We start from the raw sequence: 18,088 nt of genomic DNA on the forward strand, positions 1-18,088 counted from the left end.
GTTCCCTGCGATGCACTGAGCGAAGCCGAAGTGTTCCCTTGCCCCAACGACAATTTTTAACGCCCATCTACTAATGAGTTATGACTATTAAATAAACTCTTGAGTACATTTTAAAAAATTCTCTAAAATAGGCGTTAAACTGTTTTGCTGCCAGATAATAGCGGTTTCTATTAAAGGTACTTCTTCGAGTATTGGACGATAAACTACGCCAGACCTTTGCAGATTCTGTATAGAAGATGGTGTAATGGCCACACCCATTCCAGCCGATACTAACCCAATAATTGTTTGCATTTGAATTGCTTCCTGAGTAATATTAGGGCTGAAATTTGCCTGGTGAAAAAGGCTCATGATGCGATCATAAAGTCCTGGTGCTAAATAGCGGGGAAACATGATTAAAGGTTCATTTAGAAGTGATCGAACTGAGACGTATTCTTTTTGAGCTAATGAATGAGTTGACGACAAAGCTACAACTAAAGTCTCCTTGTGAATACACTCATAAGATAGTGTGTCATCTTCCAAAGGAGGATGAGCAAAACCTACTTGAATTAGGGAATCTCTCAGTGCTTCTTCCTGTTGACTCGTCGTTAATTCTAGTAATTCTATTTTTACTTCTAGAAATTGCTCACGAAATTTACGCAAAATCAAGGGTAATAGGTCGTAAATTACCAAACTCGTAAATCCTATTCGCAGTTTACCTGTTTCACCTCTTCCAGTTCTTTGTGTTAGTGTCACTGCGGATTCTAGTTGCACCAGTAGTTGATAAGCCTCTTGTAAAAATACCTTACCAGCTTCTGTTAGCTGTACTTGTCGCTTAGTTTTGCGATCAAAAAGTTTTACTCCTAGTTCTGCTTCTAACTGTTGGATTTGTTGACTGAGAGGTGGTTGAGCTATGTGCAGTTTTTCTGCGGCTTTACTGAAATGTAATTCCTCAGCTACAGCGATAAAGTAACGCAGGTGTCGTAGTTCCATCTTTATTATATTTTATAAGTCTTAATGTTAAATAAATATATATTGGACATATTAAAAAAGTATACATATCATATTCGTACAGAGATTTAATTGAGTAATGATCATGAGTGAAAAAATAATGCCAGAGAATTTAAAAAGTAAAGCTATCACACAAGGGGTGCAGCGATCGCCTAATCGGGCTATGCTGAGGGCTGTGGGGTTTCAAGATGCAGATTTCCATAAAGCCATTGTTGGTGTAGCCAATGGTTACAGCACCATTACCCCTTGTAACATGGGGATTAATCAATTAGCACAAAGGGCAGAAGCCGCTGTAAAAACCGCCGGTGCAATGCCCCAAATTTTCGGTACAATCACCATTAGTGACGGGATTTCTATGGGGACAGAAGGGATGAAATACTCCCTCGTGTCACGGGAAGTTATCGCTGATTCTATTGAAACTGCCTGTACTGGACAAAGTATGGACGGTGTATTGGCAATTGGTGGTTGTGATAAAAATATGCCGGGGGCCATGTTAGCCATGGCAAGGATGAATATCCCTGCTATCTTTGTTTACGGTGGCACAATCAAACCTGGACATTATGACGGTAAAGACTTAACTGTTGTTAGTTCCTTTGAAGCCGTTGGCCAATACAGTGCCGGCAAAATTGACGAAAATGAACTGTTAGCAGTAGAACGCAGTGCTTGTCCCGGCGCAGGTTCTTGTGGAGGGATGTTTACAGCTAATACCATGTCTTCAGCATTTGAAGCTATGGGTATGAGTTTACCCTACTCCTCAACAATGGCCGCAGAAGACGCAGAAAAAGCCGACAGCACGGAAAAATCAGCCTTTGTTCTCGTTGAAGCCATTCGCAAGCAGATATTACCCCGACAAATCATCACCCGCAAATCTATAGAAAACGCCATTTCTGTCATTATGGCTGTGGGTGGTTCTACTAATGCAGTATTACATTTTCTGGCGATCGCTCGTGCCGCTGGTGTAGATTTAACAATAGACGACTTTGAAACCATTCGCGGTCGTGTTCCCGTTTTGTGTGATTTGAAACCCAGTGGTAGATATGTAGCCACAGACTTACACAAAGCTGGTGGAATTCCCCAAGTCATGAAAATGTTGTTAGTTCATGATTTACTACATGATGATTGTCTCACAATTTCCGGGCAAACCGTCGCCGAAGTCTTAGCAGATATCCCCGCAGAACCACGGACAGACCAAGATGTAATTCGTCCTTGGGATAATCCCATGTATGCCCAGGGACACTTAGCTATTCTCAAAGGCAATCTCGCTACAGAAGGGGCAGTAGCCAAAATTACCGGAGTCAAAAAGCCTGTAATTACAGGACCAGCCAGAGTATTTGAATCTGAAGAATCCTGTTTAGATGCCATCTTAGCCGGAAAAATCACAGCCGGTGATGTGATTGTCGTCCGTTACGAAGGACCAAAAGGCGGACCCGGTATGCGGGAAATGCTCGCCCCCACCTCAGCCATTATTGGGGCTGGGTTAGGTGACTCTGTAGGATTAATTACCGACGGACGTTTTTCTGGTGGTACTTACGGTATGGTAGTCGGCCACGTTGCCCCAGAAGCAGCCGTAGGCGGAAATATCGCCTTAGTCAAAGAAGGTGATAGCATTACCATTGATGCCAATGCTCGTTTGTTGCAAGTTAATGTATCAGATGCAGAATTAGCCAGTCGTCGTGCCAATTGGCAACCACTTCCACCCCGATACACGAAAGGCGTACTAGCAAAATATGCTAAATTAGTATCTTCTAGTAGTGTTGGTGCAGTTACAGATTTGGACTTGTTTACTAATTAATTAATAGATACCTGACTTTTTTAATAAGTCGGGTATTTGAAATTAAGATATTTGATGCTTATGCAGCTAAATTCAAACTTATCAGAGGCAGCTATTCAACGTTGGCAAATTCTGAAAGATAGTATTTATCAGAATTTGAATTCTTTCACTCAATCTGTACAAGAAACAGCCACACAAACCACTGATAATACTAAAGCTTCTTTAGAAAATAATTGGCACACTGTTGAAAAATTTACCAATACGACATCAGGAGTAATGCAAAATGCTATTAATACTTCTGTTCATGATTGGTTATCAAAATATCCCTTAGTTTTCAAGGTATTGGAAATATTCACTTGGGGAATAAATCACCCTGTCAGGGGTGTGATCATTCTCTTGTTTATAATTGCTTTACTTTGGAGTATTATCAAAGCAATTGTTAAGTTAATAGAAACTGCTAGTTGGTCTCTTTTAAAAATTCCTTTTATTTTACTACAAAAATCCTTAAAATCTCTGTGGATAGTGTTTGGAAAATATGGAAATTTAAGAATTAAACCAGTTACTGATAATCAGTTAAATGATGATAATTCTGAAGGAATAAAGTTAATTTCTACCAATATTTATCCAGATAAACAGCAACGGTTAGCCGAAATTACCTATCGTTTAGAAGTTATTCATAATGAACAACAAGCTTTATTAAAAGAAGCTAATGAACTCATAAAATCAGATTCACAAAAGATTATTACTAATATTAATGATCAGGAGAGATTTATTTAGTAGGGGCGCAGGGCCTGCGCCCAGTCAGGAGTCAGGAGGAAGAATAAAATTACCAATCACCAATTCCCAATTAGTAGCTAAACCCTAATTTCTGATTCCTCAGTTGTTTCTTTTGGTTGAGGAATATTGATAGATTGTAACATTCTTTCCCGTTTTTTCCGAGCAATTTCTTGCAAATCAACACTTTTATCAGTTTCATCTACAATTTCACCAGTTATTACCTCAAGTACATCTTCCAAGGTAATAACACCAGCAACACAGCCATATTCATCAACAACTACCGCAAGGTGTTCGCGGGCTTCTATGAAGTTTTTCAGAAGTTTGTCAGCGCGAATCATTTCCGGGACAAAACGCACCTTTCGACACAAATCTGCAATTTTTTTATCATTATTCCCTTCAATCATTGCTGTTAGTAAACTTTGTTTTAAAGCAAATCCAATAATTTGATCAATAGATTCATCAATAACGATAATTCGGGTATGTTGGGAAGCAATAATATCGGCTTTAGACTCAGCAAGAGTTAAATTACCACGGATATATGTGAGCATGATTTGGGGTGTCATCAAATCTGAAGCTGTTACATCATTTAATCTAAATACCCGCTGAATCATCTCTGCTTCATCACTTTGAATAATTCCCTCTTGTTGACCAATCCTTGCTAACAGCTTTATTTCTGCTTCATTTGTCGTCGGTCTTTTCCTCCCTCTAGAAAAGGGTGCAGTGACATTTTCTAGAATCCAAACCAAGGGTGTAAAAGCAATAGAAATTCCAGTTACAGGTATGGCTGTGAGTATAGCAATTTGTTCAGAATATCTTTCTCCAATAGTTTTGGGGATAATTTCTCCAAAGATAATAATCAGAAATGTTAATATTCCTGAAAATACACCAAGCCATTTATCTCCTAATACTTGAGTAGCAATACTTCCTGTGAGAATACTACCAATGATATTGAAAATATTATTGAGGATAACAATAGTAGCAATCGGCCGATTCATGTTTTCACGAATCGCTAAAAGTGCAACTGCGGAAGGATTTTTTAATTGCGCTAATTGTCTAACTCTTAACGTTGAAACAGAAAACAGCGCCGTTTCTGTACAAGAACACAACGCTGACCCTAAAATAAGCATAAAAACAGTAATTATAAGTTGTAACATATATTTCCCCAAGTATGGGAATATCTAATTGGGAATACTTTGAATTTATTCTTTAATGATTATAGCGCGGTGTTTAACTTTCTGGATATAAAAATCTTATCCTATCTGGAAATGAGAGATGGGAATAGTTATATTTTGTTAGAGTAAGTTAAGGAAGGAGTCAGGAGTATGGCTTACGCTACGCTATCAGAAACAAGAAAAATATTTTTTCTCTTCTCCTCCCTATTGCTTGTTACCTGTCACCTTCTTCACCTATCAATTGTCAATTGTCAATTGTTATAAAGAGTTGGTTGCAGCCAATTTTCTACCGTAGCAAATAACAATAAACCCTGTTAAATACATAAATAAACTGTAAACCGCAGCCGGGATAGCCATCTCAGGATTTTTGAGTAGTCCGGCGGTAATAGCGATCGCTAGTGATCCACTTTGAAGACCAACTTCAATTGTAATGCAGATTTGTTGAGCAGGATTAAGTTTCAATAGCTTACTAATACAAAACCCTGTAAACATGGAGATAGTATTCAACAAGACAACGCCAACTCCCACTTGCTGAATTAAGTCGGGGATACGCTGCCATTCACGAATAGTTAGCAATAAAATAATTATAGCTAGTAATGCACCGGCGAGACGGTTAGTCACTTTTTCTAAAGATAAAGCAAATTCTGGAAAAATCTGCCGTAAACCCATTCCTAAGCCGATAGGAAAAAGCGTCATTAGAAAAATTTGCAGTATTGTTTTTCCGATGGGTATGGCGATCGCCCCACTTGTGCCGATAAAGTGCTGATATGCGAGGTTTCCTAACAATGGAATTGTCAATACTGTAATCACGCTGCTAAAAGCTGTCAAAGTTACTGAAAGTGCAACATCACCCTTAGCCAAAAATGTAATTATATTCGAGGATGCCCCACCTGGACACAGTGCGATGATCATTAACCCCATGGCGATTTCCGGCTGCATGGGTACAACTGTAGCAACAATAAAACCAATAATAGGTAAAAAAACTAACTGACTGATTAAGCCGGCTGAGACAGCTTTAGGATACTTTTTTATCCGTTGAAAATCTTCGGGTAGAAGAGATAATCCCATCCCTAGCATAATAATAGCTAAGGATGTGGGTAAAACAACTGCACTCAAAAAGCTTGCTTCCATATTTGTATGAACTACACAATGAGTTGAAAATATAAGCAGTATTCTACAACCCATTCACTTACAGCACAATAGCAAATTAACGCTTTCTACCTGTTTAGAGGATATTTGAAAAGTTTTAGGCGAATATAATTAACCCACGTATCCCTTACGGGACCGAAGGAATAGGTGGGTTTTGTCTGTGTAGCTGCGACTTCTAGTCGCCAGGGTGAGTATGAAATAATTAATTAAGTAGGTGAACAGAAAAAATTAAAGGTATGTGAAGAAAAGTAAAATCGCTCAAAACTCTCTTCCTGTTCCCTGTTCCCTTGCACCAACGACAATTTTTAACGCCCACCTACTTACTGTGGAGTTGGTGGTTGTAATTTCTCCATCACAATATCTTGATTTACTAAGGCTTGGGGATGATTGGGATTGAGTTCTAAAGCTTTTTTCAAGGCTTCACTAGCCTCTGGATATCTGGCCAAAAATCTCAATGCTATGCCTTTTCCTGCCCAGAAATTAGGGTTTTTAGCTTCAATACTGATTGCTCTTTCATAAGTATTTGCTGCTTCTTGATAACGTTTTAAAGCCATTAATCCTAAAGCTTTGTTATACCAAGCTATTGAAGATTGAGGATTAAAAGCGATCGCATTATCAGCCGCAGTAATCGCTTCTTGATAACGTTTTAGACGTAATAATGTGGCACTTTGATTTACCCAAATCTCCGCTAACATGGTTCTATCGCCGATATAACCATCTCCTTTCAGAGCGCGATTGTATGCAGCTAGGGCTTCTTCTACTTGTCCCAAAGAGGTAAAAATTCGCCCTTGATTGTACCAAGCTTGGGAAGAAAAAGGTTCTATTTCAATTGCTCGTTGATTGGAAAGTAAAGCTTCATTATATTTGCCTTGATACCAAAGAGTGACACTTCTATTACTCCAGGCGCTGGCATAATTGGGTTTGATAGCGATCGCTCTATTTAATGAAGCTAAAGCCTCTTCATGTTTACCCAATCCCGTCAAGGCGTTGCCATATTGATTCCAACCTAAAGCCACCCCTTCTTGTCCCCACACATTATCACTTTTTTGTAAAGCCGTTTCACAAGCCGCCGCCGCTTCTTCATGCTTACCAATCCGGTTAAAGTTAGCGCATTGATTGGCTAGGGCAAAAGCATAACTAGGACTGAGTTTGACTGCTGTATCAAAAGCCGTTTGTGCCTGGGCATACTTGCCTAATTTTCCTAAAACTACGCCATATTCTGTCCAAATTTTGCCGTCGTTGGCATTAGTAGCTATAGCTTTATTGTAGGCATTCAAAGATTCATCATATAACCCCATAGCGTAGGTAACTTTACCACGATTAGCCCAACCAGTGGCGGCGCTATAACTACCCCAAAATTGATTGGCTTCCAGGGCGCGATCGCAAGCTTTTAATGCTGCTTCTAAATTAGGAACTTGATATAAAGCTAAACAACTATTTGTCCAAGCTAGGGAATAATCTGGATTTAATTTTGTCGCCCAATCAAAAGATAAACGCGCCTCTTCTGGCTTGGCAAATTTACTGAACGCCACACCCCGATAATTCCAAGCTACAGCCGGAGTCGCTCTCCCCCAATTTGCATCTATTTGTAAAGCCTTATCACAAGCAATAATAGCTTGGGGATATTGTGCTAACTCCGTTAATGCTGAACATTTTTGTGTCCAACCTTCGGAACTTTTGGGATCTAAATTAATAACTCTTTCATAGGAAGCAACAGCTTCTGTAAACTTATTAAATGCTAATAATACATTACCCCGTGCTAACCAAAGTTGAGGCGGACGAGCATTAATTGCCAAAGCAGTATCACAAGCTTTTAAAGCATCCTCATACTTCTTATTATTTACCGCCACTTCCCAAGCACTACATAAAGAAGCCCAGTAATCAAAATCCTTTAAATCTTGTTCTGCTTGGGCAGGTTGAGGATGATAAACAGTTAACGCCAAACTACAAAAACTAAACAGCAACAAAGAAGATAAACGAGGAATAGTTTGAAATATTATCCCTTTTTGTAAACCTATATTTCCCATTACCCATTCCTCAATATTTTTACCTTTATTTTTCACAACTATGTTCGCTGCCGTCGGGCATAATTGTTCTACATAGATAGGCTTCTTTGAGGTTAGCTCCTTCCATTTGAGCCGCTTTCAGATTCGCCCCCGCTAAGTTAGCTTTTGCCAAATTAGCTCCTTTTAAGTTAGCTCCCTGTAAGTTAGCACCTTTGAGATCACTACTATACAAGTTAGATTCTTGTAAATTAGTTTTACTTAGATTTGCACCATATAGTTTAGCATTACTTAGTCTAGCCCGATATAAATTCACATTACTTAAATAAGCTTCTTCCAGATTAACTTGGGACATATCCTTACTTTCACCTCCTTGATTGGTAATTTCCCAAACCAAGCGCCATTTTGGATCAATAATCGTTCCTTCATTGATTTTTGTATCTTGGAAATTCACCTGTCTTAGATCAGTATCAGCTAGATTTGCATAACGAAAATCAGTTTCTAGAAGTTTTGCCCCTCTCAGATTAGCTCTACTTAAATCAGCATAGGTAAGTTGAGCTTTGGTTAAATTTACCTCATACAAATTCGCTCCTCGTAAGTTAACTATAAATAAAGCAGCATTTTCTAAATTTGCCCCTGATAAATTAGCATAATCTAGGTTAATCCCCTGTAAATTTGCACCGACTAAATCTACTCCTGCTAATTCTTTACCAGCAGTTTGATTAGCTACTTTCCAGACAAACAGCCATTTACTATCTATAACTGTTTCCTGACTAATTTTAGCTGCTCTCAAATCAGCGTGCAGAAGATTAGCATTTTCTAAATTTGCTCCAGTTAAATCTGCACCATTTAAATTAACTCCCTCTAAATTAGCTTCTTTTAAATTAGCTTTATTGAAAACAGCATTTTCTAAATTGCCATTTTTCAAATTAGCCATGAATAAATTAGAACCTGATAGATTCGTTCCTGATAAATTAGCTTGAATTAACTTAGCTCTTAACAAATCAGATGATTTTAAATTGGCATTACTAAGATTGGCATTTTCTAAATCAGCATTTTCTAATTTTGTATTTTCTAAAATTGCTCTTGTCGCTTTCAAATCATTAAGTTTTGCTCCTCTAAGATCACTGCCTTGTAAATTTGCTCCATTTAATTCTGCTCCTCTCAGGTTGGCATTTCGCAAATCACATTTAATACATTCTCCAGTTTTTAATAATTGTTCTAACTGCCTTCTATTGGCAGCTTCTCCAGGTAAATTTAAAATTGAAAATGTCGCTAGGAATATCAGTGGCAACCAATAAAAATGTTTCATAATTAATTTTGAGAATTTACTAACTAAATGATCAATCTATTTATTAGCGAAATTGAGGTGGTAATTCCTCAGGTGGTAATATGTCATTTTCTGGAGAATTTGGTAAATATCTTCGTGGAGGTGTTTTTGTTCCATTAGGTGCAGTTGGAGTTTTTTCAGTTTGATTACCAGCACCAGTTGGTACAGGATTCTCTGGAGACAAAGCTCCTGGCGGAATATTAGGAATATCTGAGGATTTTTCTGAGGGTGATATTGGTGGAACAAGAGTTTCAATAACTGTAGAACGAGTAATTACTTCACCTGCTTCATTAGTTACTTGTAAAGTAATTGTTTCTTTAATAGGATTAGCAGTATTTAACAAATAAGAAATTGCTCCCTCTGGTTGAACTACACCTGGTGAGGGAAGAAGTTCAACTTTAATATTCTTACTACCCTTGACTTTCCATGATACATTCAAGGGCATCTGTTGATTAGCAATAATTGGAATTATATAGTTGGGGCGGGCTTCTGCACCTTGAATTTTAAACTCGACTATTTGGGTAGGTATGGGTTTGATTTTAATTAAATCGGTTTTTTTAACTTCTATTTTTTCGGGTTGTCCTTTTTTGGGAATCACTGCTAATTCAAACAAGTAATTTCCGGGATTAATACCATCAGTAGGAACATTTTTACAACTGAGGACTTCTGCTTGCTGAGAACACAATTTATTTAATGACTGCAAATCATATTTTTTTAATTGAGTTTGTATTGCTCCTTCAGGTGTTTTACCAACTAATATTACTTCTTTGATTTGTTCTGGGTTATTAATTTCCCAATTCAGTAGAATACCCTTCCTATCTAGGGCATTTTCTTGATATTCAGGTTGAGTTGATGTTAAAGAAATAATCTGAGGTTGAGGAATAGGTTCAATATTGATTTTATTAGTTTTTAGAGATTGAGATAATGTGCCTTTTCCTTGTTGGTAAGAGATGGTAATTTCAAAGTTATAGTCACCTGATTTTCGAGCATCTGTCATCACATTTTCGCAGTTCAATACCTGCTGTTTAATCTGACAAGAATCTTGTAGTTGCGGAGGAATACCCTGTTGGAAATCGTAAACTACAGGGGCGCTGGTGATGATTCCTTCAGGGGAAAAACCGACTATTTGAATATTTTTAATTCTATTTGCTTCGGTAATTTGCCAATTTAATCTAACTGCATCATCATTAATTTCTTTATAAAAAGTGCTTTCTGAATACAAATGGACAATCTGCGGTAATGGCTTGGGTTTAAATAATAGCCACCAGAGGATAAAACCTGTACCTGTAATTACGCCTAAAATTATTAAAGCTAAGATGATAAAGTGCCACCAAGGACGAGATTCCCAAATTAATGCCCCCTGAAACCGATTATTAATTAATGGTAAGTCCTGGGTATCTATAATTTCTACTATGAAGTTAAATGACCTACCATAAAAAGGTCGTCGCCACCATAACTGAGGAGGCTGTACTGTTAAATTAATGCTTGTAGATGCTCCAGGTAATAACGATATATCTTCTTTGTTTAATTGATAAGTACATATATTTTCTTGATCTGCACTTTCTACATTAATTTTTAATTCCCTAACTGTGTTGCCTTTGTTATAAAATTGTAATTCAAATAATCCTGGTAAGTTTTGAACTTTTCCTACCTTGGTAAGCATTTGTATATCTAATTCATAAGTCCCTTTTACCTGGATATAAAACATATCCAATAGGACTAATTTCTGCTGGTTAGGGGAAAATTCTTCGTTATCTGAATAGATCCGAATGGTAGGCGAGTAAACTCCAGCTATACTATCAGATGGGATAGTTAATTCAACCTGAATGTCTCCTTTTTCTCCAGGGTTTAATTCTAGTGTGTCGGAGGTAGGAAGTGATCTTGATGTATAACCAGTTGGTGTATAGTTAATTTGCAGATTATCTTTAGGAAAATCAGGCCAAATTAGGTTTAAATCTGGACAACTCAGACGGAATCTATCTACCCGTTGTGAACGATTATCAACTTTAATTATGAGGTCTAATTTATCACCTGGTTGGAGAGGAATCGGTGAGGAGGAACTGGTATATGGTTCAACGGTAAAGGTAGGATCATTCGCTGTATCAGATGATTTAACAAAAGATTTGATTAATAGTTTTCCTTGGTGCTGAATGCGTTCTTCTCGATAATGTTGTGATGCTTCTGGGGCATCTAATATAAGTATATATTCGTATAATCCAGCAATGGAATCAGATGGAATTTCAATGTCAAATATTACTTCTCCATTCTGTTCCGCATTTAAACCTAGACTTTGGCTAGGTGGGATATTTCTTAATGTGTGGCCGAAGTAGTTTTTATCTATATATTTGATGCTATCTATGCGGATATTAATCAGGGCATCTTCTCCACCTTGATTAAATACTGTTACTCTTAATTTAAATGTTTCTCCAGCTTCAGCAACGATATTTCCTGTGGGATCTATAATGTAACTTAGGGGTTTTTGGTTAGTCAAAGTGCGCTGATTCATGCGTCCACTATAATTTGTTATTTATCTGTAATTTAGTAGCATTTAAAAGGAAAAGAGGCTGGTGACAAGAATGATTTTGAGTGGCGGTTTTTATAGCTTTAGGCAATAATTTTGTTAGCGATTTTTTCGATTTTTTTACTCCATGGATCTTCTGGATTTTCTACATAAAATAAACTAGATGTATTTTTTTTGTTATTTTGTAATTGTTTGGGTATAGAAAACTGGATAATTTTTTCAGAGGTAGGTAGTATTCCAGCTACAGTTGCTTGACGATGGAAAAATTTATGTAGTTCGGTTGTCAATTCTTCTTCATTATTAACGGCTTGATTCATAATTAGCATTTTTTTAGGAATACTTAATTTTTCGGCAATTTCTAATGACATAGTTGTTTCTTGGAGGTCTTGGATATCTGGACGCAAGACGATGACGATGGTGTTAGAAATGCTAATAGGTAATAGAGTTTGTTCTCTAATTCCGGCTGGACAGTCAACTAATAAATAGTCAATGTTTAAGTTTTCAATTACAGTGTTGAATCCATCATAAATATATTTAGGATATTGATTATCTAATTCCAAATTGAGACTTTGAGCAATATCTCCCATTTTAGGACTAGCAGGAATCAGGTCAATGTTAAAACTTTGATTTTCCATCTGGAAATCAAATTTGTATGCAGCTTTGCTAATGGAACATTCTTTTTTCAGATAGTGATTGAGGTAATCCAGGCGTTCTTGTCCTGGGAATAAATAATGCAATCCTGGAGATGAAAGATTAGTTTCGATAATTCCGACTTTGTATTTTGTTTTTCTAGCGATCGCTGCTGCTAGATTAGCCACAATAGTTGATTTACCTGTACCATCTCGGAAGGAGTAAAAAGATATAATCTTCGGCATATATTTTCGTTAATGAGAGTTGTGATTATTCAACCGTATTATATTAATCGAATTTGCTACGTAAATATTGAGATTTTTTTACTAAGGTGCGGATTGATGCTTTTTTTTGCTCAAAGGGTTTTTCTGTGAGGATGCGCCAATTATCTCGCATTTGTTGTGCTTTGAGAGCTAATTTATTTAAGTAATTATCCATGTAAGAAGATTTTAGACGCTCAAAAGGTAGGGAATCCTGAATTTCTTCCATATTGAAATCAATGGCTTCTCTTTTTAATTCATCAGCTTTTTCAGCTAATTGTTTGAGAAACTCTTGACGTGCGGTTTTTTCAGCTTGTCCTTTCTTTTTGGTTTCTTCTTCCCGTATACCGTCCCAGTCCATTTCGGGAGCAATGCGGATACGTTCTATCCATAATACAGTGGTAGAAGTTCCTACTAATACTAATACGGAAGGAATAAGAGGTAGCCAATATGCCCAGAAAAATAACCCCGCATAGCAAACTACACATAATCCACCTACCATGACTACTATTGCGGTGATAACTAACCCTGTTGGTTTTAATTTTGGCCAAGTTAGTAACCCTCCCAAAACAGCCCAGCCCCAAATCCATAACCATTCTCCTAATTCAGGAAAATACAGAATTTGAGGGGGACGATTATCTTCAACAGCACTAATAATTTGACTGACAATTTGGGCGTGAATCACGACTCCTGGTGTATCAGAGTTGCGGTTGTAGGGGGTGGGAAAAGTATCTTTAAAACTAGTACCAGTATAGCCAACTAAAACTACATTATTTTTGATTAATTCTGGAGCAACCTGATTATTCAGGAGTTCAGAAATACTTACTATCCGACTAGGTGATTGAGATGAACGATAGTTAAGTAAAATCTGATAATCGGAGGCCTTTAAGTTTTGATAACCACCAGCATTGCTTTCTAGGCGTTGGAATGCAATTTTACCTATTTTCAGGGGTGTTGTGTCTGTTGGTGGGTCTATTTGGATGTCTTCAGGAAAGTAATATTGTGAAATCAGAAAGGGAAAAGAAGAGAGGATTTGTTGAGGATCATTACAAAGATGTTTGTCTGGATAAGGTTTGTCTAAAGAGGGGGGACTACTAACTAAAATACTGCGGCGAATAATTGCATCTGAATCAGGGTCTTTATTAGCAAAACCAACCTGTTCAGAAGGAATGCTAGAGGGTGGTTTGACACCAGAATTTTTTTCAGCATCACTCATCCCGCAAGGCATAATAATAGTTGTATTTGCCTCTTCAAAAGTTTTATTTAAGGTTTCATTGCCTTCACCAATGGGGATATCTCGAAATATATCTACGCCAATTACTGCTGGTTCATACTGTTGCAGCTTTTCTAAAATTTCCGCAAGTTTTTGATCAGATATGGGATAGGGAATTTTTTTATTAATATCTTCATCTGTGAAACCAACTATCAATAATCTTTTATCTTCAGGTTCATTAGGACGTTGGCGGACTAAATAATCAAAAGCTTGCAATTCTAAAGATTGTAATCCCCCTAATTGGCGAATTCCCAAGACTATAACTGTCATCCCCACACTGACGATTAATACTTTACTACTCCATCTAGATATTGCTTGAGATAATTGGGGATTGAATAACAAAGCGTCAATTTTTGATTTGAGTTGAGACATCATAATTTTATTAGCGATTTAATTTGCTGGTTATTTAATTAATGTTTGCTGATAGCGTAACGATGATAATTAACAATTAACTACTGTACGAGCGAAGCATTCGGGCTATCAATTATCCATTTTTGTCTAAGGCTATTGTCCGAATGCTTCGCCCCTACGACTTCTAATTCTTCCTTTTATTACCAAAAATTGCCAATCATAGTAAATGCACTCCAGTAATAAGGATGTTTAAAATCTATATCTTTTAAATCTTCTAAATCTGGGGGTAATTTTTCGATCCGTTCATCATTGATAACTATATAACCGTCCTTAAATTGGACTTTTCCTGTCATCATATCTAATTGAGCTAGTCGTAGTGCTTCTACTTTAATAGGGTTGGATTGTAAATGTTTATAGAAGCTGACCATCAATGCTAATGTACCAGCATCATCTACAGACCAAAGACTAGCTAAAACGGATTTTACTCCTGCTTTGACTGCTATACCAGCAAATCCCATTTCTGCTTCTTTATCAGCGATCGCTGTTTCACAAGCACTAAGTACCATTAACTCTACAAAAGGTGAACTATTTAAGTTTAATGTAGTTGCGAGATTATCTAATGTTACTTTTCCATCACCAAACTGAATATAAGAATTTTTTAATCCTCCTTCAAATTTACCATGAGTTGCCAAATGAATCATCCGAAATTGATTTAATGACCGGGCTTTGATGAAATTGTCAATTGTAAAATATTCTTTGTTGAGATAATAGGGCTTACTGTTTTGAGATTTGGTTGCAGATGAGTTATTTAGCCAGATGTTTGTAATTGTATTTAATTCAATTGGTACTGCTGGTAATGGATCTAATGATGGATTAATATTGTCAAATTCTGATGCTCCCATAGCAAGAATTTGAGTTTGTCTCACATCATAGGATTCTGGTTTTTCCGGTAATGTGAGTGAGGTACTGGGCATAATCCCAATTTTATATTTTTCAAAAATAAATCTTTCTCCATCATGAAGTGCAGCAATTGGTAAAGAACGTAAATCTGTATCCATCACAAAAGATAGAGTATCAACTTTCAGTTCTACTAAATCTTGAGCGATGGGTTTAATTAAGGCATTATATAGTTCTTGGCTATAATTTAGATAGGATTTACTATCACTTCTAGCTAAATTAGCATCCTGAAGTCTCCTGAGATAGTTCTGCCTAATCTCTTTGATATTTTTCCTGGTTACTCCTGGTACTGGTTTTTCAATTTTTTGGCTATTTGCTGTGATTACTGCTAGATATAATTTATCTGAATCTTGTTCTTTGGCACTTCCTTGTGGAAAGTTCCAATCTGGTTTAAAAAAGGCCTCAATAATAGCTGGTTTAATGCCAACAATTTTCGTGAGTCTACTCTGAATTTCAGTATCGGATAATTCCCGAACATTAATACCTAGAACACTAGAAACTTCATTATGAATTTTAGTTTCTCCTCTTGGCGATACATCTGTGTTATTTGGTGCTGCTAGTCCGAGAGAACCACTCAATAAGGCAGTTCTAGGAACATTAGGAGGTGGTTCTTGGCTAACGATATTAATGTTAGGAACGCTGAAATTACCAGGTATATTGATATTACTGAGTCTGGTTTCACCAACTATAATTGCATCTTTTGTGCCGCTACCTGTAATATTTCCTAAACTATCTATGGGAAGTGTGCCAACTTGTAATATAGATGCACCATGCAAGAGTGAAAATACACCACTACTAGGTAAGCCCAAGGTGGAAATACTGGCTTTTTGACCATTTAGAGAGGTGAAGCTATCTTTAGCAATAAAATAAACTAATGCAGAGATATCTACATTACCACCTTGATTGCTGATGCTTTCTGCCTTGATTGAACCTATCTGAATAATTTGATTGCTTAGTCCCAAAGTAACATCACCGGCTTTGCCAAAAGTACCGCTGGAGTTGAGGTTGCCTGTAATTAGGGAAGAGAAGGGTTGAATGGTGATATCACCACCAGTAATACCCGAACTATCAATGTTACCTGTAGCTACCAATCCTGTTGAGAGAATTTCTGCGGTTAATAGTTCGACGGGGATATTTCTATCTGTAATAGTGATGTCAATTTTACCTCCTTCCCCAAAGGTAGAACTGCTATTGATATTGCCTGTATTAATGTTGCCAAAAGATTGAAGGGTGACATCACCACCATTTCCTGTGGTCGAACTGGTAATCAGAGAACCTGTTGTCACTTTACCATTAGGAGTAGTGATACTAATTGCTTGACCTTGGGTGCTAATATTACCAGTAACAATATCTTGGTTGGCTTGGAGAGTTACACTAGCATCACCTGTGCCAGTGATATTAGCATTAGTACCATTAATTGCTCCTGAACCGATAGGCGATCGCACAACTACAGGATCTTTAAATGTCACATCACCCGTTAATGTAATTAAACCACTACCATCAACTCGGCCAAAGGTAATTAAATTAAATCCATCTTGGAAGAAATCTATTTCTGATTTATTCAGAGTCAGCACACCGCTGATATCATTACTTGTTCCACCTAAAGTAATTGCCTGAGTTGCTGTCACTGGCAAAATTGTCAACTCTACACCAACACCGCTCACATCATTACCAAAGTTTAAAGCATTACTTGTAATAATTGCATTATTGGTAAATTTGACTTGATCATTATAGGTTTGTCCTGCTGTACCAGTGGTAGTAACATTATTATTAATTTCTGTACTCCCCTCGATATTTGTAGTCAAAGAATTGAGAGGATTATTATCACCAACTGCATTATTAAAGCGAGTTATACCACCAGTATTCACAGTTAAGTTTCTCGCTATACCACCACCAGAATCAACCTGATCATTGAAGGTAATATTGCCATTATCTGTACTTTCTAAAACTACATCACTACCCAAAGACATTAATTCACCATAAGTTTGATCCCCTGCTGTCTTAATACTGGTAGTATTAATAGCAATCGTCCCACCAACATCCGTGGTTAAAGAAAACAGTGAACTGGTGTTTCCAATTGAATCATTAAAGCTAGTCAATCCCCCCGCATTAATAGTCAAACTACGTGGTGTACCATCAGAATCAATAGTATTATTAAAAGCAACATTACTATTATTGCTGCTGTTTATAGTTGTATCGCTTCCTACTATCACACCATTATTATAAGTCTGATTACCTGTAGTATTGACTGCATTAGTTTTAATAGTAGTTGTACCAGCACCATTCATAGTTAAAGAACTTAGCCGATTAATTCCACCAACTTCTTGAGTATCATCACTCCCCAAAGTAGTATTTCCACTACCATTAACAGTTAAAGACTGTCCCCCATTTGTCGAGGCATTTATATTACCATTTAAAGCAATATTTTTACCTTCTAAAACCGTATTATTTGATAAGTTAATATCACCATCATAGGTTTGATCATTTTCTGTAGTAATATTGCTATTAATATTCAAACCACCACCACCTATGACTATCAAATTATAATCTATACCACTCAAATCAAGAGGATTTCCAGATGCAGCAATATTCACAACTCCAGTATTATCCATCCTGCCAATAGTGACATTACCAGTAGTAGTGATATTCGTTAAATCAGTTGTATTGAGATTGAAAATACCAGTAGCACCACTGCCAATACCAACTGTATTATTATCAGTTGAAGGTTGTAACGTTAAGTTGGCAGAACCTAAATTTAATACTCCATCTAATTGGACATCAGCCGCAATGATCGTGAGAGGATTATTATTAGTATTGAATAGAGTCCCATTCAAGGCAAAATTTCCTATTCCATCACTATCTGTATCGGCTGTGATATTAGTATTAGCAGCTATAGTTAAATTACCA

11 protein-coding genes are annotated in these 18,088 nt (G+C 37.0%); 2 read left to right on the top strand and 9 right to left on the bottom strand.

Going from position 1 to position 18,088, the window contains the following annotated elements:
• Window positions 1–87 precede the first annotated feature (87 nt).
• Entirely contained in the window at window positions 88–969 is an 882-nt protein-coding gene (locus tag FJR04_RS05345; RefSeq protein WP_168492449.1) for a LysR family transcriptional regulator, read from the bottom strand.
• A gap of 118 nt (window positions 970–1,087) precedes the next feature.
• On the opposite strand from FJR04_RS05345, the gene ilvD reads away from it, so the two are divergent.
• A complete protein-coding gene (gene ilvD, locus FJR04_RS05350) occupies window positions 1,088–2,779 on the top strand; it encodes a dihydroxy-acid dehydratase (RefSeq protein WP_168492485.1) in 1,692 nt (563 codons plus the stop codon).
• Window positions 2,780–2,839: 60 nt separating this feature from the next.
• Window positions 2,840–3,535, top strand: coding sequence for a hypothetical protein (locus tag FJR04_RS05355; RefSeq protein WP_168492451.1), 696 nt, complete (start codon window positions 2,840–2,842; stop codon window positions 3,533–3,535).
• A gap of 77 nt (window positions 3,536–3,612) precedes the next feature.
• Here the strand turns inward: FJR04_RS05355 and FJR04_RS05360 are convergent, their stop codons facing one another.
• From FJR04_RS05360 to FJR04_RS05395, 8 genes are all read right to left on the bottom strand, one after another.
• Window positions 3,613–4,689 (bottom strand): hemolysin family protein, encoded by a 1,077-nt coding sequence (locus FJR04_RS05360; protein ID WP_168492452.1) that lies wholly within the window; start codon window positions 4,687–4,689, stop codon window positions 3,613–3,615.
• Window positions 4,690–4,965: 276 nt separating this feature from the next.
• Window positions 4,966–5,838: a bile acid:sodium symporter gene (locus tag FJR04_RS05365; protein WP_254445202.1), complete on the bottom strand. Its 873-nt coding sequence runs from the start codon at window positions 5,836–5,838 to the stop codon at window positions 4,966–4,968.
• 338 nt (window positions 5,839–6,176) lie between these two features.
• Window positions 6,177–7,919: a tetratricopeptide repeat protein gene (locus FJR04_RS05370; protein ID WP_168492456.1), complete on the bottom strand. Its 1,743-nt coding sequence runs from the start codon at window positions 7,917–7,919 to the stop codon at window positions 6,177–6,179.
• Complete coding sequence (locus FJR04_RS05375) at window positions 7,909–9,171, bottom strand: pentapeptide repeat-containing protein (RefSeq protein WP_168492457.1); 1,263 nt, start codon at window positions 9,169–9,171, stop codon at window positions 7,909–7,911. Before FJR04_RS05375 ends, FJR04_RS05370 begins: the two co-directional genes overlap by 11 nt.
• Before the next feature lie 43 nt (window positions 9,172–9,214).
• On the bottom strand, window positions 9,215–11,695 hold the full coding sequence (locus FJR04_RS05380) for a transcriptional regulator (RefSeq protein WP_168492458.1): 2,481 nt from the start codon (window positions 11,693–11,695) through the stop codon (window positions 9,215–9,217).
• A gap of 98 nt (window positions 11,696–11,793) precedes the next feature.
• On the bottom strand, window positions 11,794–12,585 hold the full coding sequence (locus tag FJR04_RS05385) for a MinD/ParA family protein (protein WP_168492460.1): 792 nt from the start codon (window positions 12,583–12,585) through the stop codon (window positions 11,794–11,796).
• Window positions 12,586–12,628: 43 nt separating this feature from the next.
• The gene (locus FJR04_RS05390) at window positions 12,629–14,248 is read right to left on the bottom strand and encodes a CHASE2 domain-containing protein (protein ID WP_168492462.1); all 1,620 of its coding nucleotides are present in this window, start codon (window positions 14,246–14,248) and stop codon (window positions 12,629–12,631) included.
• A 176-nt stretch (window positions 14,249–14,424) separates the two neighbouring features.
• Window positions 14,425–18,088: CHAT domain-containing protein (locus FJR04_RS05395; protein ID WP_168492464.1), on the bottom strand; the 3,664-nt coding region annotated here is incomplete at its 5' end.

It is taken from the genome of Anabaena sp. UHCC 0204 (assembly GCF_009711975.1).
Taxonomy (GTDB): domain Bacteria; phylum Cyanobacteriota; class Cyanobacteriia; order Cyanobacteriales; family Nostocaceae; genus Dolichospermum.

Excerpts from the sequence above, each read along its gene's own strand:
- FJR04_RS05385 (WP_168492460.1), bottom strand. The coding sequence starts at position 12,585 with ATGCCGAAGATTATATCTTTTTACTCCTTCCGAGATGGTACAGGTAAA.
- FJR04_RS05380 (WP_168492458.1), bottom strand. The coding sequence starts at position 11,695 with ATGAATCAGCGCACTTTGACTAACCAAAAACCCCTAAGTTACATTATA.
- FJR04_RS05390 (WP_168492462.1), bottom strand. The coding sequence starts at position 14,248 with ATGATGTCTCAACTCAAATCAAAAATTGACGCTTTGTTATTCAATCCC.
- FJR04_RS05345 (WP_168492449.1), bottom strand. The coding sequence starts at position 969 with ATGGAACTACGACACCTGCGTTACTTTATCGCTGTAGCTGAGGAATTA.
- ilvD (WP_168492485.1), top strand. The coding sequence starts at position 1,088 with ATGCCAGAGAATTTAAAAAGTAAAGCTATCACACAAGGGGTGCAGCGA.
- FJR04_RS05365 (WP_254445202.1), bottom strand. The coding sequence starts at position 5,838 with ATGGAAGCAAGCTTTTTGAGTGCAGTTGTTTTACCCACATCCTTAGCT.
- FJR04_RS05375 (WP_168492457.1), bottom strand. The coding sequence starts at position 9,171 with ATGAAACATTTTTATTGGTTGCCACTGATATTCCTAGCGACATTTTCA.
- FJR04_RS05360 (WP_168492452.1), bottom strand. The coding sequence starts at position 4,689 with ATGTTACAACTTATAATTACTGTTTTTATGCTTATTTTAGGGTCAGCG.
- FJR04_RS05355 (WP_168492451.1), top strand. The coding sequence starts at position 2,840 with ATGCAGCTAAATTCAAACTTATCAGAGGCAGCTATTCAACGTTGGCAA.